The organism is Vibrio sp. MMG023 (genome assembly GCF_021654215.1).
GTDB lineage: Bacteria > Pseudomonadota > Gammaproteobacteria > Enterobacterales > Vibrionaceae > Vibrio > Vibrio jasicida.
Genome location: NZ_JAKFZP010000004.1, coordinates 174541 through 196003 on the forward strand (window position 1 = coordinate 174541; position 21463 = coordinate 196003).

19 protein-coding genes are annotated in these 21463 nt (G+C 47.1%); 9 read left to right on the plus strand and 10 right to left on the minus strand.

What is annotated here, in order from left to right:
• Positions 1-150: 150 nt before the first annotated feature.
• The 3 genes from mngA (at position 151) to manA (ending at position 6190) form a co-directional block, all read left to right on the plus strand.
• The gene (gene mngA / locus L1076_RS14270; RefSeq protein WP_045414679.1) at positions 151-2085 is read left to right on the plus strand and encodes a PTS 2-O-a-mannosyl-D-glycerate transporter subunit IIABC; all 1935 of its coding nucleotides are present in this window, start codon (positions 151-153) and stop codon (positions 2083-2085) included.
• Positions 2086-2241: 156 nt separating this feature from the next.
• Positions 2242-4881 carry a mannosylglycerate hydrolase gene (gene mngB / locus L1076_RS14275; protein WP_237303827.1) on the plus strand — a complete coding sequence of 880 codons (2640 nt, stop codon included), beginning with the start codon at positions 2242-2244 and terminating at the stop codon, positions 4879-4881.
• A gap of 115 nt (positions 4882-4996) precedes the next feature.
• Positions 4997-6190, plus strand: a complete 1194-nt coding sequence (manA, locus tag L1076_RS14280; protein WP_237303828.1) for a mannose-6-phosphate isomerase, class I — start codon at positions 4997-4999, stop codon at positions 6188-6190.
• A 237-nt stretch (positions 6191-6427) separates the two neighbouring features.
• Here the strand turns inward: manA and L1076_RS14285 are convergent, their stop codons facing one another.
• Together L1076_RS14285 and L1076_RS14290 are read right to left on the minus strand one after the other, a co-directional pair.
• Positions 6428-6814 carry a heme-binding protein gene (locus tag L1076_RS14285; protein ID WP_038895493.1) on the minus strand — a complete coding sequence of 129 codons (387 nt, stop codon included), beginning with the start codon at positions 6812-6814 and terminating at the stop codon, positions 6428-6430.
• A gap of 9 nt (positions 6815-6823) precedes the next feature.
• On the minus strand, positions 6824-7792 hold the full coding sequence (locus L1076_RS14290) for an aldo/keto reductase (protein ID WP_237303829.1): 969 nt from the start codon (positions 7790-7792) through the stop codon (positions 6824-6826).
• A 128-nt stretch (positions 7793-7920) separates the two neighbouring features.
• On the opposite strand from L1076_RS14290, the gene L1076_RS14295 reads away from it, so the two are divergent.
• A complete protein-coding gene (locus L1076_RS14295) occupies positions 7921-8796 on the plus strand; it encodes a LysR family transcriptional regulator (protein WP_237303830.1) in 876 nt (291 codons plus the stop codon).
• Positions 8797-8805: 9 nt separating this feature from the next.
• Here L1076_RS14295 and L1076_RS14300 read toward each other — a convergent pair whose 3' ends face one another.
• Positions 8806-10578 (minus strand): SgrR family transcriptional regulator, encoded by a 1773-nt coding sequence (locus L1076_RS14300; RefSeq protein WP_237303831.1) that lies wholly within the window; start codon positions 10576-10578, stop codon positions 8806-8808.
• A gap of 228 nt (positions 10579-10806) precedes the next feature.
• On the opposite strand from L1076_RS14300, the gene L1076_RS26995 reads away from it, so the two are divergent.
• From L1076_RS26995 to L1076_RS14315, 4 genes are all read left to right on the plus strand, one after another.
• Entirely contained in the window at positions 10807-10938 is a 132-nt protein-coding gene (locus tag L1076_RS26995; RefSeq protein WP_009706196.1) for a hypothetical protein, read from the plus strand.
• Positions 10939-11166: 228 nt separating this feature from the next.
• A complete protein-coding gene (locus L1076_RS14305; RefSeq protein WP_038865258.1) occupies positions 11167-11508 on the plus strand; it encodes a winged helix-turn-helix domain-containing protein in 342 nt (113 codons plus the stop codon).
• An 86-nt stretch (positions 11509-11594) separates the two neighbouring features.
• On the plus strand, positions 11595-12650 hold the full coding sequence (arsB, locus tag L1076_RS14310) for an ACR3 family arsenite efflux transporter (RefSeq protein WP_102389474.1): 1056 nt from the start codon (positions 11595-11597) through the stop codon (positions 12648-12650).
• Positions 12651-12804: 154 nt separating this feature from the next.
• Entirely contained in the window at positions 12805-13023 is a 219-nt protein-coding gene (locus L1076_RS14315; RefSeq protein WP_038875496.1) for a hypothetical protein, read from the plus strand.
• A 16-nt stretch (positions 13024-13039) separates the two neighbouring features.
• On the opposite strand, the gene L1076_RS14320 is transcribed toward L1076_RS14315, so the two are convergent.
• The gene (locus L1076_RS14320) at positions 13040-13822 is read right to left on the minus strand and encodes a helix-turn-helix transcriptional regulator (protein WP_237303832.1); all 783 of its coding nucleotides are present in this window, start codon (positions 13820-13822) and stop codon (positions 13040-13042) included.
• A 37-nt stretch (positions 13823-13859) separates the two neighbouring features.
• Complete coding sequence (locus tag L1076_RS14325; RefSeq protein ID WP_237303833.1) at positions 13860-14393, minus strand: YbhB/YbcL family Raf kinase inhibitor-like protein; 534 nt, start codon at positions 14391-14393, stop codon at positions 13860-13862.
• Between the two features lie 486 nt (positions 14394-14879).
• On the opposite strand from L1076_RS14325, the gene L1076_RS14330 reads away from it, so the two are divergent.
• The gene (locus tag L1076_RS14330) at positions 14880-15671 is read left to right on the plus strand and encodes a PhzF family phenazine biosynthesis protein (RefSeq protein ID WP_237303834.1); all 792 of its coding nucleotides are present in this window, start codon (positions 14880-14882) and stop codon (positions 15669-15671) included.
• A 117-nt stretch (positions 15672-15788) separates the two neighbouring features.
• Here the strand turns inward: L1076_RS14330 and L1076_RS14335 are convergent, their stop codons facing one another.
• From L1076_RS14335 to L1076_RS14355, 5 genes are all read right to left on the minus strand, one after another.
• Positions 15789-16151, minus strand: coding sequence for a RidA family protein (locus L1076_RS14335; protein WP_005534602.1), 363 nt, complete (start codon positions 16149-16151; stop codon positions 15789-15791).
• A 14-nt stretch (positions 16152-16165) separates the two neighbouring features.
• Entirely contained in the window at positions 16166-17236 is a 1071-nt protein-coding gene (locus L1076_RS14340; RefSeq protein WP_237303835.1) for a lactonase family protein, read from the minus strand.
• Between the two features lie 79 nt (positions 17237-17315).
• Positions 17316-19769: a beta-N-acetylhexosaminidase gene (locus tag L1076_RS14345; RefSeq protein ID WP_237303836.1), complete on the minus strand. Its 2454-nt coding sequence runs from the start codon at positions 19767-19769 to the stop codon at positions 17316-17318.
• Positions 19770-19859: 90 nt separating this feature from the next.
• Entirely contained in the window at positions 19860-20498 is a 639-nt protein-coding gene (locus L1076_RS14350; protein ID WP_237303837.1) for a bifunctional 4-hydroxy-2-oxoglutarate aldolase/2-dehydro-3-deoxy-phosphogluconate aldolase, read from the minus strand.
• Between the two features lie 16 nt (positions 20499-20514).
• Complete coding sequence (locus tag L1076_RS14355) at positions 20515-21459, minus strand: sugar kinase (RefSeq protein WP_237303838.1); 945 nt, start codon at positions 21457-21459, stop codon at positions 20515-20517.
• Between the last annotated feature and the right edge of the window lie 4 nt (positions 21460-21463).

The window sequence follows — 21463 nt, forward strand, 5'->3', positions numbered from 1 at the left end:
GGCATACAAAAACAAGCCAAAACAATACAACAATAATACATATTTTGATTCAACTGCGATCCTAATCACGGATCATTTGTATTTAAAAGGTATTATTCACATCATTGTTGAATGCACAACAATGTCGAATGTGACAATGGGACAAAAGTTATGAAATTAACCTCTCTTACAAACCCATCGCTGATAAACCTACAAACGACGTTCGAAAGTCGTGACGCAGCGATTCGTGCACTTGCCGACCAGCTAGACCAGCAAGGCAAACTGCATAACAAGGAAGAATACCTACAAGCAGTGTTTGCTCGTGAAGAGCAAGGCCCGACGGCGTTAGGCGAAGGCTTAGCAGTACCGCACGGTAAGACAGATGCAGTAAAAGAGGCGGCGTTTGCCGTAGCCACACTAAAACAAGACTTAAAGTGGCAAGGTCTGGATGAAGACGAAGACGTAAACCTGATCTTCCTAATCGCAATTCCAAATGCGGAAGCAGGTTCAACACACATGCACCTGTTGACCGAACTGACCACAACGTTAGTGGATGACGATGTTCGTGAAGCTGTGCTAAATGCTACAAATGTAGAACAAATTTTCGCTTTGCTTGATGGTCAAGCAGAGCAAGAAGAAAAACAAGACCAATTAGATACAAATGCACCAACCATCGTTTGTGTGACGGCTTGCCCTGCGGGTATTGCGCACACTTACATGGCTGCAGAATACCTAGAGAAGACAGGTAAGAAGCTGGGTTACAACGTGCATGTTGAAAAGCAAGGCGCAAACGGTATTGAAGATCGTCTGACTGCTGAACAGCTCAACAGTGCAACAGCGGTCGTTTTCGCGGCCGAAGTGGCAATCAAAGAGTTAGAGCGTTTTGACGGTATTCCTCGTGTAGAAGTGCCAGTTGCTGAGCCAATCAAACACTCCGAGCGCATTCTTAACGAAGCGGTTGAAGCAGGTAAAGCAGGTCGAAGCGCTGGTGCTGCAGTTGCAACCAACGACAAACCGAAGAAGCTACCACTTAAAACTGAACTAAAACAAGCACTGCTATCAGGTATCTCTTACGCGGTTCCTCTTATCGTTGCTGGCGGTACCGTACTTGCTGTTGCCGTGCTATTGGCACAAATGTTCAACCTACAAGATTTGTATGCAGAAGAAGGCTCTTGGTTGTGGATGTACCGCAAACTAGGTGGTGGTCTACTGGGTACATTGATGGTTCCTGTACTGGCGGCATACACCGCTTACTCATTGGCAGATAAACCAGCGCTTGGCCCAGGCTTTGCCGCAGGTATTGCAGCGAACCTTATCGGCTCTGGCTTCCTTGGCGGTGTTGTCGGTGGCTTGATTGCTGGTTACGTCATGCGTTGGGTAAAAGAAAACGTACGTCTAAACCCAGCGTTCAACGGCTTCCTAACCTTCTACCTATACCCGGTTATCGGTACTTTGGTTGCTGGTTCATTGATGCTGTTCGTTATCGGTAAACCTGTTGCTTGGCTAAACCAAGGTTTGACGGACTGGCTAAACGGCATGTCTGGCACCAACGCCCTACTTCTAGGCGCAGTAATTGGTTTATTCGTATCGTTCGACCTTGGTGGTCCAGTCAACAAAGCCGCTTACGCATTCTGTCTGGGTGCAATGGCAAACGGTGTTTACGGCCCATACGCTATCTTCGGTTCGGTGAAAATGGTCTCTGCCTTCACAGTAACGGCTTCAACTATGCTTGCACCTCGCCTGTTTAAAGATTTTGAAATCGAGACGGGTAAATCAACTTGGTTGCTTGGTCTAGCGGGCATCACTGAAGGTGCGATTCCGATGGCTATCGAAGACCCAATCCGCGTTATTGGCTCATTCCTACTTGGCTCTGTCGTAACAGGCGCAATGGTGGGTGCTGCTGGCGTAGGTCTATCGACTCCGGGGGCAGGTATCTTCTCAATCTTCCTACTACACGATGCAGGTCTAGGCGCATTCACTGCTGCGGCAATCTGGTTTGGCGCTGCGCTGATTGGTGCAACCATCTCGACCATCACTCTCATCATGTGGCGAGCACACGCAGTAAAAAAGGGCAAATTTGTCACTGAGGCTGCTGCTCAACATTAATTCGAATCACTCATAGATTCGCTCAACACAAACTTTGGGCGTGGGATTTCTGCGCCCTAAATATTCGTCGGCAAGCATAAATGCCGCAAAAACGAATAGAAAACAATCAAATTTAAAACAAATTAACGGCAATTATTGCCTAAGACGGTAAAAGTTATGACTACATCTCGCGTTCATATTACTCCTCACATGCACTGGGATCGTGAATGGTACTTCACTACAGAAGAGTCTCGCATTCTGCTAGTGAACAACATGGAAGAAATCATGACTCGTCTGGAAAACGATCCAGACTACAAATACTACGTTCTAGACGGTCAAACCGCAGTTCTAGAAGATTACTTCGCAATCAAGCCAGAAAACAAAGAGCGCGTACGTGAGCTAGTACAAGCAGGCAAACTGATTGTTGGCCCTTGGTACTCTCAAACGGATACGATGCAAGTATCTGGTGAATCTATCGTACGTAACATGCTTTACGGATTGCGCGACTGTCTAGCGCTAGGCGAGCCAATGAAGATTGGTTACCTACCAGATTCATTCTCTATGAGCTCTCAGCTACCAGCTATCTACAACGGTTTTGGCATCAATCGCGCAATGTTCTGGCGTGGTTGTTCAGAGCGTCACGGCACAGATAAAACCGAGTTTTTGTGGCAATCAAACGATGGCAGCGAAGTCTCTGCGCAAGTACTGCCACTGGGCTACGCGATTGGTAAATACCTACCGCAAGACGAAGAAGGTCTGCGCGCGCGTCTAGATAAATACTTCCCAGTGCTAGAAAAACCGTCGGTAACAAAAGACATCTTACTACCAAACGGTCACGACCAAATGCCTATCCAAAAAGACATCTTCGAGGTGATGGATAAGCTACGTGAAATCTACCCAGACAAAGAATTCAAAATGAGCCGCTTTGAAGAAGTGTTCGAGCGTATTGAAGCCGAGCGCGCTCAGCTTGATACCATCAAAGGCGAGTTCAACGACGGTAAATACATGCGTGTTCACCGTACTATTTCTTCAACACGTATGGACATCAAACTGATCCACGCAGAAGTAGAAAACAAGATCGTAAACATTCTTGAGCCATTAGCGTCTATCGCATGGACACTAGGTTTCGAATACCACCACGGTCTAATCGAGAAGATGTGGAAAGAGAGCATGAAGAACCACGCTCACGACTCGATTGGCTGCTGCTGTTCAGACAAAGTACACGCAGAGATCCTGAACCGTTACATCCTTGCGGACGACATGGCGACCAACCTGATCAACTTCTACAAACGTAAGATTGTTGACCACATGCCAGCGCGCGAAGGTTGCGACAAGCTAGCACTATTCAACCTATCGCCATACGCTCGTGAAGAAGTGGTAAACACCACCATCACTATCCGTGCAGAACAGTTCAACCTGTTTGATGAAAACGGCACGCCAGTTGAGTACTTCATCCAAGATCAACGCGTAATCGACCCAGGTAAGATTGACCGTCAAATCGTTCACTACGGTAACTACGACCCGTTCATCGAGTACGACATTCAAATCAAGCACACTGTGCCAGCGATGGGCTTTACTACCCTTCACATTCAAGCGAATGAGAAAGGCACGCAAAAAGTGGCTGAGCAGAAGGAGTTCCTGCTAGAGAACGAATTCTACCGCATCAACGTCAACGCAAACGGCACTCTGAACATCTTCGACAAAGAGACAGAGCATCTTTACGAACAAGCGCTGCGCATTGAAGACGGCTCTGACGATGGTGATGAATACGACTACTCACCTTCGCGTAAAGAGTGGCTACTGTACTCTGACGAATTCGATGCAGAAGTGAATGTGAAGCACGAAGGCTTCCAATCTGTGGCAACCATCAAGCTGCGCATGAACTTGCCTGAGAACCTACAACAACGTGAAGAGCGCACAGGTCAAAACGGTTACCTAGACGTGAACTGCCAAGTGGTTCTAAAACAAGGAACACGCCGTATTGAAGTTCGCATGGAGCTGGACAACCAAGCTGACGATCACCGTGTTCGTGTATTAGTACCAACACCGTTTGTGTCTGAAACCGTAGTAGCAGACAACCAGTTCGGTTTGATCACTCGCCCAACTAACGATCCAGAAATGGCGAACTGGGAAGCAGACGGCTGGAAAGAAGCACCAGTGCCGGTTTACCAGCTAATGAACTTTGCCGCGGTTGAAAACGCACAAGGTGGTATGGCACTGATGAGCAACGGTCTGCGTGAGTTTGAAGTGACTTCAAGTCAAGGCAATGAAGAGCGTGACACATTCGCCCTAACCCTTCTGCGTGGTATCGGCGTATTGGGTAAAGAAGAGTTGTTGCTTCGTCCGGGTCGTCCTTCGGGTATCAAGATCCCGACGCCAGATTCACAAGTACGCGGCAAGATCGTTTGTGAGTTCGCACTGTTTGGTTTCGCGGGCAACCACATCGAAGCAAACGTTATGGCGGCGGCGCGTGACAACGTGACTCCAATCCAATGCTACAACAAGATCCCTTACAACGCGATGAAGCTGAACGTAGGCGAGCAAAACCTACCGCTAACGCACAGCTTGCTAAACAAATCGCTAGAAGGTGCGGTACTGAGCGTACTGAAGAAGGCGGAAGACGAGGATGCACTCATCCTGCGCGTCTACAACCCATCAGAGAGCGAAGTGATTAACGACACAGTGGCGTTTACTTCAGAAGTAACGTCATGGAAAGAAACACAGCTAGACGAGAAAGTGCTACCAAATGAGGTAGAGACAGCATCGTTCGGCACGCTGAAGCCGTGTCAGGTTAAGTCTTTCCAAGTGAAGTTCTAATTCGGTTCTCGGGATAAGGTCATCGACTAGATAACCAGTCCAACTCAATTCAGGCTTGCTCTCATCGCGGAGCAAGCCTCTCCTCTTCTTTCGTTCCAATCAAGAGAATATCGCCATGCAACACGCTCTATTCAAACTGGACAATGTGATTCAAAACTACGCTTGGGGCAGCCACACCTCGATTCATGATTTATTCGGCATCGACAATCCAGCGAACGAGCCACAAGCAGAAATCTGGATGGGAGCTCATCCAAACGGCTGTTCAAAGCTTGCTGACACCAAACAACTGCTGTCAGAAGTCATTAACCAAAACAAAACGCAATCGCTGGGTGATTACACCGCGGCACGTTTTGGTGAACTGCCATTCCTATTCAAAGTCCTGGCCGCTGAAACGCCGCTGTCTATCCAAGTACACCCTAGTAAGCACAAAGCGGAAATTGGCTTTGCTCGTGAAAACGAACAAGGCATTCCACTTAATGCAGCAAACCGTAACTACAAAGATCCAAACCATAAACCGGAGCTGGTTTACGCGCTGACATTTTACAAAGCGATGAACGGCTTCCGCCCAATTGAGCAGATCTTATCTCTGTTTGAGCAAGCGAACATCACTGCTCTAGAGACTGAAATCAACGCACTGAAAGCCACACCAAACAGTGAAGGTCTAAAAGTGTTCTTCTCAGCAATTATGTCGTTAGAAGGCGAACGCAAACAGCAGGCTTTGAATGAGCTATACGCAAGCCTAGAGCGCCCTGCGAAAACCGCTATGGCACGAGAAGCTTACGGTTATATTCAAGACTTCCGTCAGCATTACGCGGACGATATTGGTCTGTTTTCGCCATTGATGTTGAACACGATTGAACTCGCTCCGGGCGAAGCAATGTTCCTCCATGCAGAAACGCCACACGCATACGTTCAAGGGACAGGTTTGGAGATCATGGCGAACTCAGACAACGTGCTGCGCGCTGGCTTAACACCTAAGTACATCGACGTTGCTGAGCTTATCGACAACACCATCTTCAACGCGATTGACCCAGAACAAATCAAGCTCGCACCCGTGCATAAACAAGGCAAGCTTAGTTACCCAATTCCGGTGGATGATTTCGGTTTTGAAGTGATGGCAGTTGAAGGCACAGCAACGACTCAATTCGTGCGTAGCGCAGAGATTTTGTTTTGTATCGAAGGGGAAATCTCGGTTTCTAGTCAAGACGATCACATCACACTGAAAGCGGGTGAATCGGTCTTCGTCTGCAGCAACTCAGTAAAGTACGTTTGCCAGGGTCACGGCACCTTAGCTCGCGCGTTTAACTGATTGGCAAAATGAACTGACAGCTTATTGGATAGCGGCTTTCTGTTATCCAGTAAGGACGCTCCTAACCTAGGTTTGCGCTGATTTTGTCAGTGGTCAGCAATAACCGCCTTGTCACGCTCCACTTCGATGACGCTTTCGAGGGCGAGCAGACATTTACCGTTGATATTCGTGGTCAACTCCATCATTTTGACCATCCCCACCAATGTCTAGCGAAGAGCATTGGTGGGATTTTTTTGTTTACAGCGCTTTTAATACTTCCATCGCAAGCGCTTCATCGTCTTGCTCTGCCAACCCACTGATACCAATTGCACCGACGACTTCCCCCTCTTGTTCTACAGGTACACCGCCCATAAAGCCTGTGATCTTTGGGTCAGTCCAATAACTCAACTGCTTACCCGTCTCACGAGCCCAAGCGCCCAAATTGCCACTAGGCTGACGGTCTCTAGCCGAGGTGTAGGCTTTATTTTGTGCCAACAAACCTGCTTGCACGCTCACATCATCCATTCGGGCAAAACCGAGCAACTCACCATGCGTATCAACCACGGCAACCGCAATGTTTTGCTTGCGAGCAGTCGCAATTTCCAATGCCGTTTGAATCAGAGTTTGAACTTGTACGTATTTCATTTTTCTCTCCTAAGGAATCTCATGGCCAAGAGTTTTCTCGAACAAGCCATACCAATGGCTGCGCGACAGCGTGACGTTCTCTACTTGAGCACAAGCGCGAATACGCTGTGGGTTTGCGGTACCAATAACAGGCTGAATTTGGTTTGGATGACGCGTCAGGAAGGCTAAAACAATCGCCTCAGACAACACGCCATATTCAGCTGCAAGCGCCATCACCATCTCCGCCGTCTGTCTGGTGTTGTGATCATCAGAATGTAAGCCACGCTCTGAGAATCTTCCCTGCGCCATACTGCCCCACGCTTGCAGTTGGATATTGTGCTTACGGGCATGCTCCAGTGTTCCTGCAACGTAGTCAGATACAGACGAAGGAAGCCCCATGCCTTGCTTGATGAAGTCAGACTTAGCCAGACTCATTTCCAACTGGTTCGCCACAATAACTTCGCCCGTTGCCTGTTGGAGAAGATCAATTTGAGCACTGTTCATGTTAGAGACACCGAAGTGGTTAACTTTGCCAGCTTGTTTCAGGGCTTGTAGCGCTGTGCCCAGTTCTTCAAATTCAACCAAAGGATCAGGACGATGCAGCATCAAAACATCAAGATTCTCCACGCCAAGGCGCTCAAGAATGCCCTCAACAGAAGCCGTCACCCATTTAGCAGAGAAGTCATACTGCTTAACACCTTGCTCATCTCCTAGGCGGATGCCGCACTTGGATTGTAGGTAAATTCGTTCTCGTAAGGTTGAATCATTGGCTAAGATGCGCCCAAACACTTCTTCTGCCTTACCGAATTTGTAGATATCCGCATGATCAAAAAGATTGATGCCCACCTCTAATGCTGCCTCTACAGCGGCATGAGCTTGGTTTTCATCTTGGGCGGTTAGTGGGTTGCGATTCCACTCCCCTCCAAGCCCGATACAGCCGAAAACCAAGCGGCTAACGTTAGGTAAGGTTTTGGCGAGCGGTAGTGTTGGATTGTTCATCGTTATTCTCACTTTTCCGATTTCTGCATTTTCAATTTCTTAAATTAACTCGAATCATCTTACCGTTCGTAAAAATTAGTTTAATACCGTAAAATCGAATTCATTATCCTCATTAGCGAACAATTAAGATGGCAGATTACAAAAGAATCGAAAAACTGATGCTGTTTGCCGAAGTGGCTCAAACACTCAATTTTTCTAGAGCAGCGGAGCAACTTGGCATTTCTAAAAGTTACCTGTCGGAACAAATCAAGCGATTGGAATCGGAACTCGCTACGCCTTTGATTGTTCGAACTACACGCAGCGTGAGATTGACGGCAGAAGGTGAATCGATCTTTGCGCAAGCGGAAGATCTCAAACGACGCGTAATGGAAATGGAAAAGAGTTTAAGTCAGCAATCTGAGCAAATAGACGGCCTGATTCGGCTTACCGCTCCCAAGATGTTTGCTGAAGCGGTACTGCATGATTTATGTGTGGCGTTTCGCGCTCTACATCCAAACGTAGAGTTCGAGATCCTTTCTAGCTATCAAGCGTTTAATCTGACGGAAACCAGCGTCGACTTTGCGTTTCGAGCGACAAGAACCCCGCCCGAGAATATGATTGCGCATCACCTTTTGGACTACTACCACTGGCTGGTTACTTCTCCTGAGTATCTGCGAGAAAAAGGCACGCCGGAGACGTTAGCGGATTTAAAACAGCATCAATGCTTAACCACATTGCATCAAAAAGAATGGCCTTTAAGAACGGGAACGGTTCAAACCCAAGGTTGGCTTTCAAGCAATGAAAACCGCCTACTCAAAGAATCAGCCCTGTCCGGCAATGGCATCGCTCGATTAGCAAGTTACTTTGTCGAGCAAGATGTTGAACACGGCCGACTAGTGCAGGTTCTATCGGAAGAAACCGACCACCAGCACAACGCGGTTTACTTGGTGTACCCACAACTTATCTATCAATCAGCGAAAACCAGAGCCTTCATTGAATTTGTGAAGCAGAACTTTGCTAAATAACTAAGGCAGTTAATCCGCTGACCACACCGAGCGGATATCTGGCCATCCCCAGTTAGTTAGTGCAACGTCTTCTAACACACCTTGGAAGCGCAAAGTTTGCGTATGGTGGAACATAGGTGCAATCCAGTATTCGCTGACGAGTGTGGAAGCAATAGGTTCAAGCGCTTTGAGGTAACCTTCTAGCGAGGTATACGCGCGTACTTTCTCTAGTTGCTCATCCAACCAAGTCGCATTCTCTTCACCCAAGGTGTGGTGCAACACGGTATTGCTAAAGAAGTTGGTAAACGCCGATGCATGACGGTTGTCATCTAAGTTGATGTTCGTCACCACCAAGGTTTCATCTAGCGTGCCGTTTTTGGCTTTTTCGCTTAGCTCTCGGTAGGAATACATCACAATGCTGACTTTGCTTCCCGTCCCTTCAAGTAGGTTAGCAATTGCACGCGCACATCGTCTCAATGCCGTGTAGTTGTACCCTGCGATGGTGATATGTTTAGGCAGTTTGCTTTCTTCACCAAACGGTCTTAGTACGGGCTTCCACGTTGGCAACATGTTGTAAGCAGGCACGCTGCCAAACACGATCTTTTCTTTGCGCATCACATCAGCAAGTCGTTCCGGTTGAATCAACTCGGCGATGTAGCGACGCTGCGCTTGAGACAGAGGATACTTGGCATGTTGATTGAACAAGGCGAACAAGCAGCCGTCCTCGGTGCGACTGTGCTGACTAGCCGGGGCCGCCTCGGCATCTTGTGTCGACATGTAATGCCCGCACATGCTGTCGGCAAGCTCGTCGTCCGCTTTATCTACCTGTTTAGGCGGCGTATTCGCGGCTAGAGATGGGTTCTCCATTTTCTCATCATTGACGATCCAGATCGTCACCATGTCGGTTAACACTCGACAGGCGTAATAGCCGTCAAAAGCTTGCAGTTTTAATCGATGAGCACTGTGTTCAATCACAGAGAAAGGACCACTGCCAACGACCAAATTGTTATTGGCCACGTTTACTTGGCTAACGGGTTGAATGCCGTACTTCACACCAGAAATAAGCCCAGCAAAGCCCAAATCTGGTTTGCTGAGGGTAAACACAACCTTAAGTGGGTTTGGCGCGGTAATGTTATCGACATGAGCTAGCTCTTTCTCATACAACTCAAGAGAACTGAGCTTAGCAAACAGGCTAACAACGGTATCTGCATCAATCGGTGCACCATTGTGAAAGGTTAAGCCCGGGCGCAGATAAAAGGTCCATTCGTAACTTTTCTCGTCATAACGCCAATGATGAGCAAGTTCTGGCTTCACCACTCCGTTGTAGTCACTGGATACCAAACAACAGTAGATTTGACGCAAGAAGAAGCGCTCACTGCTGCGGTGCAGTTGATGAGGAACAATACGCTCAAACATACGTTTGTAGGTGAGCTGAATGTTGAGTCGACCTTCTTGAACAGATGCCCCTGAAGTCGTTTTGAGCAAACGTCCAAATGCCGCTTCATCTTCATCGAGAATCGCCAACGCTTTTTCGTATTTACCCAGCTTGATTCGTTCTAGTGCAAGGCTTTCTTTTAATGCACTCAACTCGATGTTCAGCAATAACGTTGAACGCTGATTTCGTCCCGCTTTTGGCAGCCAACTCAACCATGCTTGCTCCTGCATTTGCGACAGTAAGCTGCGTGCATGGCGAGGAGAAGTGAACAGCAAGTCAGCGACTTCCTGCAATGTGGTTTTGGCTTCACTTCCCACACCAAATGGTGTGAGTCGTTGGTAGTAGCGGAACAAGTTGAGATCAGACACCGCGCGCCCTCAAAAAGTGGATATAGGTTTATTTTACTCAACTTATCCGAGAGAAAATAAGAAAACTTCCAAACACTTTGTTCCCCTTTTTACCCCCACTAACATAAAAATCGGTGAGTTAGCGCACCTTCTGGGGCTAACTAGGAATAAACCACAGAAATCTACTCTCTTTTTCAGCTCCTCTTTTCTTCGCATACTGACCCTGTCAGCAACAAAGGAGGAAACACTATGCGATTCCAAATTCGATCAGCGAAAGACATGCCTACAATGGCAACCTATTTCCGAGAACGCGTTGCGCATTCGGACAACAAGCTTGAAGTTATGGCTCTGGTAACAATGAACGATTTCTTCAACTGGTAAACGAACCTTAAGCAGAACTTAGCTCCTGATACTACACCCCCACTTCGTTGTATCTTTAAGTTCTGCTTTTCTTTTTCCTCAAGCCAATGGCCTAACTTTGCAATTAAACCCCGAAAATTATTCATACTTGCCTTGCGTTTTTACTTAGTTTCGATTCTACAGTTGCATCCTTAGCTCTTCAGGCGTAAACTTTATCGCAATTCGACGATTAACTATTAAGGCCAGCGAATGAGTGATAAGTGCAACGACACGTGCGAAGTTGTTTTTCAGACAACACAACAACAGCTCGAGAAAGAACAAACTCTAGCAGCACAAGCAAAAGCTTTGTCACATCCAGCACGTTTGCGCATTCTGCATATCCTGCACACTCTCGATACCATGGGCGGTTGTTTGAACAGTGATTTGGTTTCTGAACTGGGTCTTGCACAATCTACTGTTTCCGAGCACTTGCGTATTCTCAAGCAAGCAGGCTTTATCAGCGCGGAGCCAAACCCACCTAAGGTTTGTTACCGCATTCAACGCGACGCGTTTGATAAGTTCAATCTAGGATTTTCCAAGTTATTTGATTAATTGACTTTGCACACTGGTCAGGTGTGCAGAGATAAACTATACCTTTAACTATCGCCTTTCGACGATAAACGAATAAAGAGACCACTATGACTACTCAAGTTTTAAATAGTGCCAGCAACAAAATGAGCTTCCTCGATCGTTATTTAACGGTTTGGATTTTTGTGGCAATGGCAATCGGTGTAGGTATTGGCGCTGCTTTTCCGCAGGTTGCTGAATGGAATGAATCAATGTCAGTGGGCAGCACAAACATCCCACTAGCGATTGGTTTGATTTTAATGATGTACCCGCCTCTGGCAAAAGTAAATTACAACCTATTAGGTACCGTCACTAAAGACAGAAAAGCGATCACGCTGTCTTTGGTCATGAACTGGATTGTCGGCCCTATTTTGATGTTCATCCTTGCATTGACTTTCCTAGGTGATCATCCGGGTTACATGGTTGGTATCATTCTGATCGGTCTTGCTCGTTGTATTGCGATGGTATTGGTATGGAACGATATCGGTGGCGGTAACAAAGAATACGGCGCAGCCCTAGTTGCACTAAACAGCGCTTTCCAAATCGTGACTTACAGTGTGATGGCATGGTTGTTCATCACTGTATTGCCACCAGTCTTTGGTTACGAAGGTTTCGTGGTTGATATCTCGATGATGGACATCGCGGAAAGCGTTCTTATTTACCTTGGTATTCCATTCCTAGCGGGCTTCCTGAGCCGCAAATGGCTGGTCGCTGCGAAAGGTGAGCAATGGTACAACGACGTGTTCATCCCACGCATTTCACCAATTACGCTTATCGCCCTGCTTGCGACCATCGTACTGATGTTCAGCTTGAAAGGTGAAATGATTCTTGAACTGCCAATGGATGTATTCCGTGTAGCAATTCCACTGGCTATCTACTTTGTGTTGATGTTCTTTGTCAGCTTCTTCGTTGGTAAGAAAATGGGCATCGACTACGACAAAAACGCATCGATTGCTTTCACGGCAACGGGCAACAACTTTGAATTGGCAATTGCGGTTTCTATCGCGGTGTTTGGCCTAAACTCAGACCAAGCTTTTGCTGGTGTCATTGGTCCACTGATCGAAGTGCCTGTATTGATTGCTTTGGTAAACGTAGCACTCAAAATGAAAAAGAAATACTACAAATAACCAAAGGTTATAGTGACTTGAAAGCGCCCGTCGTTAAAGCGACGGGCGCTTTTTGTTTTCCATGCTAGGCATGATGAGATCAACAAAATCCAATTTGCTAACTCAAAGTTTTGAACAATGTTTTAAATTAGAAATTCATATAGGAGTTTGAGTAATGAATTTAGAATATAAAAAACTGAAGTGGCATGCTGTTCTCAAGCTTTCACAACAGACGATTAAGTGTCTAGAAGAGGAAGACAGCACAACTTTGACCGATGTCGACAAAGTGCGCGCGAACGTTCATGCAGCAGAACTACTGCAACAACTCTTGTCCGATCTTGCGATTGCGGATTCTAAGTCTTCGAGCACATTAAGCTCAGTAAAACGCGCTTAGTTTTATTCAGGACACATTAATTGACGACCACCGTTTTGATGTAATCACTCGGTGTTAGGCCGAATTTACCTTTAAAACGCTGGCTAAAACGCCCTTCAGATTGATATCCACATAATTGCGCCAGCATCGCCACGCTGTAGTGACCGTTTTGCATTAAGTGCAGCGCATGATTTAAGCGAACTTCTGCAAGCACTTCCCGATACTGAGTACCCTCTTGCTTGAGCTTACGAATCATGGTCGCACGGCTCATGGCAAAACGCTCAGCCACCAGATCTAAAGTGTGTTCCTCTCCCGGGGAATACGACAAATAACGGCTCAGCTTCTGGCTGAATGTTGTATTCGCACTCGCAAACAAATGATGCAACACACCACGCTCGGCAAGTTGTTGATATAACCCCATTACCCAGAAGGTTTGGGTCTCTTTGCTCATGGTTTGTTGGTCAAACGAGAACAAAGCATTGAGCGTATCTTCCAAGGCTTTATCGGCTTCTAATGTCGGCTTTTCTTCACCCTTATCAATGCTTGCACTCAGTTCAAGCATTGCTTCTGACGGCAAGCAATGAAAGCTGAACATTCTAGAGAGAAACTTACCTTTTTGCGGTAAGTTCTCAAAACTCAATGATGCAGAAGCCTCACAAAGCAGCAGCTCAGAATGGGAAAGATCCAGCGCCGATTCTTTCCAGAAAAGACGCTTACTGCCCGTGATGATCTGAATGATACTTGGGGAATGGATCTTCACATTACGCAGCTTCTGTAACTGCTCGGCACGAAACAACGTGACTCGATATTGATGGCTCATCTATTCCCCTCGTTTTTTATCATCTATCTATTACGGCTTAACGTGTGTACGTCGCCGTCAGTTTTGCTTTGCCTAGTGCCATGCTGTTAAGCGTAAAACCAACCACAGCAGCTGGTGTGTTTTCATCTAGGTTTAGTTTCTCGGTTGGCAATGCCCAAACCGTGAATTGGTAGCGGTGCATGCCATCTGCTTCTGGTGGGCAAACGCCACCAAAACCAACTGTTCCGTAGTCAATACGTGACTCTTTACCGCCCAATTTTTCAATGTTCACTGCGCGTGGCAGTTCGCTAACTGAAGCTGGAATGTTAAACGCAACCCAGTGCCAGAAACCACTGCCAGTAGGTGCATCAGGGTCATAAGCCGTGATTGCAAAGCTCTTTGTTCCTGCTGGCGCATCCTTCCACATCAATTGTGGGGATTGGTTACCACCATTACAGCCCCAGCTGTTGTATTCGAAGGTCTTCGCCATAGGATGACCTTCTTGAATGTCTTTACTGGTTAATTCAAATGCTTGCGCTGAACCAACCGCCAATAAGCTTAATGCCAAAACCGATGTAGTGATTGCTTTCATGATGATGCTCCTATTTCTTAAGTTCGGCATAAGTGTATGCCCAAAAAGAAACAGCAGCCCACCATTAAGTATCAACAGAACTCATTTTAAGCCAACCAGTGATACTTTGCGTAATATTTTTAAATTCGTGCTTATCAGCGACCTAGTTGGTGTATACCCAAGTGACTTCAAGATGCAGGATTCAGAGCGTTGTCATTGACTCGAGTTCAAGGAAAACAACGCAGCGTAATAGCTAGCTCTTTCCAAGTTGTTTGACGCAGCCATTGGTTTAGATAAAAAAGCGAGTCAATGACACGCTCCCAAAGGGCCCTCTTTGCAAATAGTAAGGGATTTGGCCTGTATACTTTGTTGTCGATTCTTGATTTAGATCCACTAGACCTTTAAGTCGCCGCCGCGTCTACAAACCAATTCATTCTCGCTGAACCTAGCATCTCGAGGTTACTTGGGTATATGCTGATTAGCCCAAAAGCAAACAAGGAAGCGTAAATGGGACTGGATATCTACGTGGTGGACGCCTTCACCGATACGCAATTCAAAGGCAACTCTGCAGCGGTGGTGCCGTTAGAGGAATGGCTTGCTCCAGAGTTGATGCAAAGTATCGCGACAGAAAACAACTTATCGGAAACGGCCTTTCTAAAATCCATTGGCGCAAACCAATATGAGATTCGTTGGTTCTCTCCGATTACTGAAATCGACTTTTGTGGACACGCCACACTAGCCTCGTCGTTAGTGCTGTTTGATAAGCTTGGCATTGGTGGCACGATTGAATTTCATACTTTAGAAGTAGGAACGCTCACCGTAGAGAAGAATACGCAAGGTCAGATTGAAATGACGTTCCCTGCTCGTCCTCCAAAAGCCGTTTCTGATATTCCCTCGGCATTAATTGAAGGCTTAAGTTGCGATGTGAAACGCGTACTGCTTAGCCCTCAAGCGTATTTCGTGGTGGTCGACAGCCAGCAGGAGGTACTTGAGGTTCAATACCGTTCCGAGCACCTCAAGACACTCGCTCCTTACGATGTGGTCGTTACTGCGAAAGGCGATCAACAAGACTTTGTATCGCGTTACTTTTGGCCTGCAAATGGTGGCGATGAAGACCCCGTAACCGGCTCGATTCACGCTGGATTAGCACCATTCTGGGCAGAAGAATTAGGCAAAACATCACTGGTCGCTTACCAAGCTTCTCAGCGCGGAGGTATTCTTCATTGTGAAGTTATAGGCGAACAAGTAAGAGTATCTGGCGACGGCGTGCTCTACATGAAAGGCAAGATTTTTGTGTAGACCTTTAGTTTGTCTTTAGCATTAGCCCAATAGAACAAAGCCCAGCGTTATTGAGCTATATAACACTGGGCTTGAGGATAACGCTGGGCTTGATGGTTTGAGTAGAGTGATGTCGAACTACTGGAACTTCTCACCCGCAGCAGCAACGAACGCCATTTCTACCAACAGTTCAGGGTTCGCCAATTCAACTTTGACGCAAGCACGGCTTGGTGCACAGCCCTCAGGGAACCACGCATCCCATACTTCGTTAAGGGCATCAAAGTTAGCAAAATCCGTCACGTAAATCGTCACAGATAGAATGCGCGACTTGTCGCTATCAACACTGGCTAGCATTTGCTCGGCTTGGTCGAAAATCTGTTGTACTTGCCCTTTCATATCCGCAGTGGTGTCAGCTTCCGCCACTTCAACAAAGTTGGCGATGCCATTGAATACCGTTACATCTGACCAACGTTTGCATGGATTAATACGATGAATTGTCATGTTGTTTCTCTTAATTACGGCTTCTCAACCAAACACACAGGCGCACCGATGTCGCATGAGTATCCGGTTGGCGTGATAACGCCAGTTTCCGGATTCCTATGGAAGCTAGCGACATTATGTGAATGTTGATTGGCAACGAGCATCCACTGCCCGTCACGGGATAAAACAAAATCTCTTGGGAACGTGCCACCACAATCGGACGCGGCAATTTGAACCGGAGTATTGCTCGTTACATCAAATGTGTTGATCAGATTTTGCGCACGGCATGAGACATAGACAAAGCGCTCATCCGCAGCGAGACGAATAGCAGACGCCGCTTCTTTGTTCTCTTCATCGGCTAGCAGTTTAACTTGCTGAGCCAGATTCCACTGCCCGCTTTGCTTGCGAAGTACCACCAGCGTTTCAGACAATTCGCAAACAACGTACGCGACAGACTCATCACGATTGAAGATTAAATGACGAGGCCCAGAGCCAGCAGGCATAGCGATGCTTTGAGAAAGTGAAAACTCAACTGTCTCACCATCATTATCGTAGTCGTAGTCGTAGTCGTAGTCGTAGTCGTAGAAGTGAACACTATCTGTGCCTAAATCGACCACAGCCAATTGAGCGGAATGTTCTAGAAAAGTGACTTGATGGGCATGAGGTGAAGTTTGACGGTCAATATTCGGCCCATTGCCTTCTACATACAATTCTGCAATGGATTTCAAAGGCTTACCTTGCTCATCAAGTTGGTAAACACTTACATTGCCGGAACCGTAGTTTGCAACAGCGAGTAACGGTTCTTTAATGTCGATATGGCAAGGGTAGTCACCTTCAATTGGCAATCCATAGCTGTCTGTTTTTTCAGCAAATATCAGCTTTGCACCTTCCAAGCGATCGACTTCATTAAAGGTATATAAACCCTCTCCTTTGAGCGCAAGGTAAGAAGGGTTACGAACCGTTTTCACCGCGTCTGGAACAAGTTCATTGGTGAGCGTTAATGCACCAGTAGCGGTATCGAGAGAAACACACGCAATGCCCTGACTTTGGCTTGGTGAATCGGTATAGGTGCCTACATAAAAATGTAAGTGACCATTTACTATCATGGGAAACCTTTAGAAGATAAAAGAGTGCTTAAACGATAAGATGCCGCCTGCGTTACCAGACGGCAATCCCTTTTAGTTATCAATCGGTTAAAGTGTGAAGCAACCGCTCGGTTGGTACTACGATGGCGACAATCGTTTCATCAAAAATAATCGCATTTTCATCGATAGTGCGTTGATACGCTTCAGCGTCAGATTGGCTAATTTCACTGCCCTGCTTGGCGAGCTCAATCAAGGTTAAACCTAAATCGGCAACTTTGATTGCGGCGTCTGCAACTGGCACCGTTTCTACCGATGCCACGTTTGCAGCGAAAAGAGGTTTGGCTTGCTGCGCCGCTAACTTAACGCTTTGATAATGCATCGCTAACGCATCCAACGCGGTTTTATCACCTTGAGCATAAGCCGCGACCAAATCTTGCATCTCATACACTGCTAGGCTTTCTACAGGCAATACATCCACAAAGCGGTTTAGTCGCTCATACTGGTTGTACAAATCACCTTCAATTGGCGTAGAGATCCACTTCTCCCAATGACGTGCGTAGTATTGAGCCGGCTCGATGTACTTCGCTAACGTTTGTAGCGGTGTTTCGTCCGCACCATTAGAAAGACGTTTCAACATCATATTGGCATCGGCATGATGGCGTAGACCAAGCGAAATCCCAGACCATGTATCCATCACCTTCATGCGCTTGTACATGCTGCGCTCATCGGTCAGGTCTTGGCTCGACCATAAACGCTCTGCAATCGCGTAGCTTCGTGGCCATAAGCGTTGCTCGATGGTCATTGAATCGAGGTTCTCACCCCAAATGGTGATTTCTCCACCTAAGATTAGCTGCTGTTCTTTCTCGGTCAGCTCAGCCGGATAGCCACCGTTCGGCTCTGGAATAACACTTCCCTGCATGTCACTGCTCGCGACCAATTCTCCAGTCGCAGGCCAACGAACATTGCCAATCAATTGGTAACTGCTGTCCCTCAACTTGCCATCCGCGAAGTCATAGTTGAATTCGGTGTAAGACATAAAGTTATCGAAGTGCCCTTTAAACTTCACACCCGGCACGTACTCGATGATAAACACCTCTTCGCGGGACTTGCCGTTGTAATCGGTAAACGCACGGTAGCTGCCGTCTGTTGCTTCAATAATGGTTAGATTACCTGTACGTGGGCCGCCTTTGTTGCGCGGTTTCACCCAATCATAAGTCGCGAATTTCTCACCTTGATGAAGTTGATCATCAACCGTGATTCCTTTCGGCATTGGATCATTGCGATAGTGGTAACTGGTTGGCTGCGGCTGATCTAGGTAATAGCCTGTTGAGAGAATGCCTTGGTAGCCCTCTTTTGCTGCTCGACCGATACTGTCGTGCCCTTGCCAACTTTGAATCACAATCGAGGTTGGAAGGTCTTTGTGCCAGATTTCATCCCAGCCAGTCATCTTCTTGCCGCGCTGTTCCAGCATCTGTTCAACCTTGGTGTTCAGATACGATTGAAGACCACGCTCACCATCCAGATTGTTGTCTTTGATGAATTGCTGAATCTTCGGGTTGTCTCTCCACTGTTGGTAATTTGGTTCATCACCACCGATATGGAAGTACTCATCTGGGAAGAGCTCAACCACTTCGTCAAACACGCTCGCCAGCATCTTGTAGAGTTCAGGATTGGTCGGGTCCATTAACGGTTCAAATACACCCCAGCCACGTTGATGCGGGTAAGATTGCTCACCCATACCAGACATCAATTCAGGGTAAGCATGCGCTAGGGCCGAAGCATGTCCCGGCAAAGAAATTTCAGGGATAACTCGAATGCCAAGGTTGCGCGCGTAATTCACCACATGGCGGATTTCATCTTTGGTGTAGTAATCACCATCTGCGGTGTCTTGCCAAAGCTTTTGGTAGTTATCGAGCTGGATACGAATCGCTTGGTCATCCCAAATATGCCAATGGAAGACGTTCATTTTTGCTGATGCCATCGCATCGAGTTGACGAAGAATCACATCGAGTTCAATGAAGTGACGAGAAGTATCATAAGAAACACCGCGCCAAGGAAAACGTGGCTCATCTTGAATCGACACCGCAGGCACAAAGTAGCCAGTCGCGTCCGTAGTCACCAACTGCAAGAATGTTTCTAAACCATGGAAAGCACCGTAAGGGCGTTCGGAGCGAATGATGATCTGACCATTACGCGATTCAAGTTGGTATGATTCATCACTGTTAATGTCTTGCACCTCGGACTTGGGCGCATTACGAATATCAATCACCAAGGTCGCGTCTTTTTCCGACTCAGCATGCCAGTTCAACATTGGTAAGCCGGTTTGGCGATATAGACGATCCATGGTGCGCTTTGCATTGAACTGCACGCGCGGTGAATCGTAGCCTTTGATGTAAATGCTGAAGGATTTATCCAGTGTGATTTTACCCTGCCCCAACTCTACATTTTGTGGGTAAGGCATTAGGTTAAGATCGGTGTTGGGAGTCATCGTCATCGCTGCCGTTGGAATTGTGATTAAGCCTGAAATGAGTAGTGCTAATGTACCTTTGTTCATCCGCGCCATCCTGTCGTTGTTATTATTGTTCAACCCAAGTCACGCTATTTAGTGGGGTCTGGTGACTTGGGTAAAAGAGCTCTGTTTAAGTTACGCAACCAGCTCTACTGCTTCACGAACCAGCTTGCCAATTTCGTCCCACTGTTCGCTTTCAATTAAGCTCGGCGCAACCATCCAAGTACCACCGCAGCAAGCCACACGGTCGATGGCTAGGTAATCATTGACGTTGCTTTTACCGATACCGCCTGTCGGCATCAGACTCACATCAACATAAGGTGCGAGTAGTGACTTCACCATCGCGATACCACCGCTCGCTTCCGCCGGGAAGAATTTGAGGAAGTTCAAACCCAACTCAAGTGCTTGTTCAACCTGACTTGGGTTATTCACACCCGGTACGATTGGCATGTTGATTTCTTGGCAGCGACGCACGGTATTGGGGTTCAACCCCGGCGCGACAATAAACTCCGCGCCCGCGTCTTTCGCTTGGGTAATTTGCTCTGGCGTCAGTACCGTGCCAGCACCGATGCACATTTGCGGGTAAGCATCACGCATGGCTTTAATCGCATCGGCAGCGGCTTCTGTTCGAAACGTCACTTCTGCGACTGGCAAACCGTTTTCTACTAACACTTTCGCCAGTGGAATCGCGTGCTCAACCTTATTGATTTGAATAACAGGAATAACTTTGAATTGCTGAAGTTGCTGAAGTTGCTGAATCATTGCTTGGGACATAATACGTTCTCGGAAATTATCGAATTAGATGAGTCATGGCGTCATTTGGAATGATCGCGCCAGGATATTGAATAACGGTTGCTGCTAGTGCGTGACCGAGTTGGGCAGACTGCTCACAGCTTTGTCCGGTCAATCGTCCTGCAAGGTAACCAGCAGCAAATGAATCGCCGGCGGCACAGGTGTCGATCACTTTGACAACCTTCTCGGCGGCTACGTAAGCGGTTTGCTTGTCATCACCATGCGACCAAACCAGTTTGCAAGGCTCACAGCCACGTTTAATCACGATTTCTTGGCAACCAAAGCGAAGGCTGCGCTGCTCAACACTTTCCTCTTCACCCCATACCAAGACATCATCGTCTTCAGTGATAAGCGCAATGTCGACTAAAGGCAGAATTTGGCTGTACCAATGTTTCGCCTCTTGTACAGACCAAAGTTTAGGACGGAAGTTATTATCGAAGACAACCTTGCCTCCATCTTGTGAGAACTGACTTAATGCCTTTTTAAGCCTTACTTTGCTATCGTCATTTAGAATCGCAATACTGATGCCACTCAGATAAAGATAATCCAGCGCTCGGTTCGCAATCGCGGTTTCTAATTTGTTGAGCGAAGAAGTAGAGAAGTAACCTTTAACGGCTGCGCTGTCACGCCAGTATAGAAAGCTGCGTTCGCCTTCTTGGTCGGTCTGCACCATGTACAAACCCGGCAGTTGAGCTGGGAAGATCTCGACAAGATCAGTCGCAATGCCCTCTTGTTGCCAGTTTTCCAGAAGCTCTTGAGAAAGTACGTCCTCCCCAAGACCGGTCGCGTAAGACACTTGGACAGGTTGTTGAGCCGTTAGTCGAGAGAGGTAAAGTGCGGTATTGAGCGTGTCGCCACCAAAGCCTTTGCAAATTGGGTCGCCGCTCAGTTCAATCATGCATTCGCCAAAGAAAGCAATTTTAGTCTGGGATGAATCGGTCATCGTT

Bases quoted from the DNA above. Each gene is read 5' to 3' on its own strand.
- mngA (WP_045414679.1), top strand. From the start codon at position 151: ATGAAATTAACCTCTCTTACAAACCCATCGCTGATAAACCTACAAACG.
- mngB (WP_237303827.1), top strand. From the start codon at position 2,242: ATGACTACATCTCGCGTTCATATTACTCCTCACATGCACTGGGATCGT.
- manA (WP_237303828.1), top strand. From the start codon at position 4,997: ATGCAACACGCTCTATTCAAACTGGACAATGTGATTCAAAACTACGCT.
- L1076_RS14285 (WP_038895493.1), bottom strand. From the start codon at position 6,814: ATGAAATACGTACAAGTTCAAACTCTGATTCAAACGGCATTGGAAATT.
- L1076_RS14290 (WP_237303829.1), bottom strand. From the start codon at position 7,792: ATGAACAATCCAACACTACCGCTCGCCAAAACCTTACCTAACGTTAGC.
- L1076_RS14295 (WP_237303830.1), top strand. From the start codon at position 7,921: ATGGCAGATTACAAAAGAATCGAAAAACTGATGCTGTTTGCCGAAGTG.
- L1076_RS26995 (WP_009706196.1), top strand. From the start codon at position 10,807: ATGCGATTCCAAATTCGATCAGCGAAAGACATGCCTACAATGGCAACC.
- L1076_RS14305 (WP_038865258.1), top strand. From the start codon at position 11,167: ATGAGTGATAAGTGCAACGACACGTGCGAAGTTGTTTTTCAGACAACA.
- arsB (WP_102389474.1), top strand. From the start codon at position 11,595: ATGACTACTCAAGTTTTAAATAGTGCCAGCAACAAAATGAGCTTCCTC.
- L1076_RS14315 (WP_038875496.1), top strand. From the start codon at position 12,805: ATGAATTTAGAATATAAAAAACTGAAGTGGCATGCTGTTCTCAAGCTT.
- L1076_RS14320 (WP_237303832.1), bottom strand. From the start codon at position 13,822: ATGAGCCATCAATATCGAGTCACGTTGTTTCGTGCCGAGCAGTTACAG.
- L1076_RS14325 (WP_237303833.1), bottom strand. From the start codon at position 14,393: ATGAAAGCAATCACTACATCGGTTTTGGCATTAAGCTTATTGGCGGTT.
- L1076_RS14330 (WP_237303834.1), top strand. From the start codon at position 14,880: ATGGGACTGGATATCTACGTGGTGGACGCCTTCACCGATACGCAATTC.
- L1076_RS14335 (WP_005534602.1), bottom strand. From the start codon at position 16,151: ATGACAATTCATCGTATTAATCCATGCAAACGTTGGTCAGATGTAACG.
- L1076_RS14340 (WP_237303835.1), bottom strand. From the start codon at position 17,236: ATGATAGTAAATGGTCACTTACATTTTTATGTAGGCACCTATACCGAT.
- L1076_RS14345 (WP_237303836.1), bottom strand. From the start codon at position 19,769: ATGAACAAAGGTACATTAGCACTACTCATTTCAGGCTTAATCACAATT.
- L1076_RS14350 (WP_237303837.1), bottom strand. From the start codon at position 20,498: ATGTCCCAAGCAATGATTCAGCAACTTCAGCAACTTCAGCAATTCAAA.
- L1076_RS14355 (WP_237303838.1), bottom strand. From the start codon at position 21,459: ATGACCGATTCATCCCAGACTAAAATTGCTTTCTTTGGCGAATGCATG.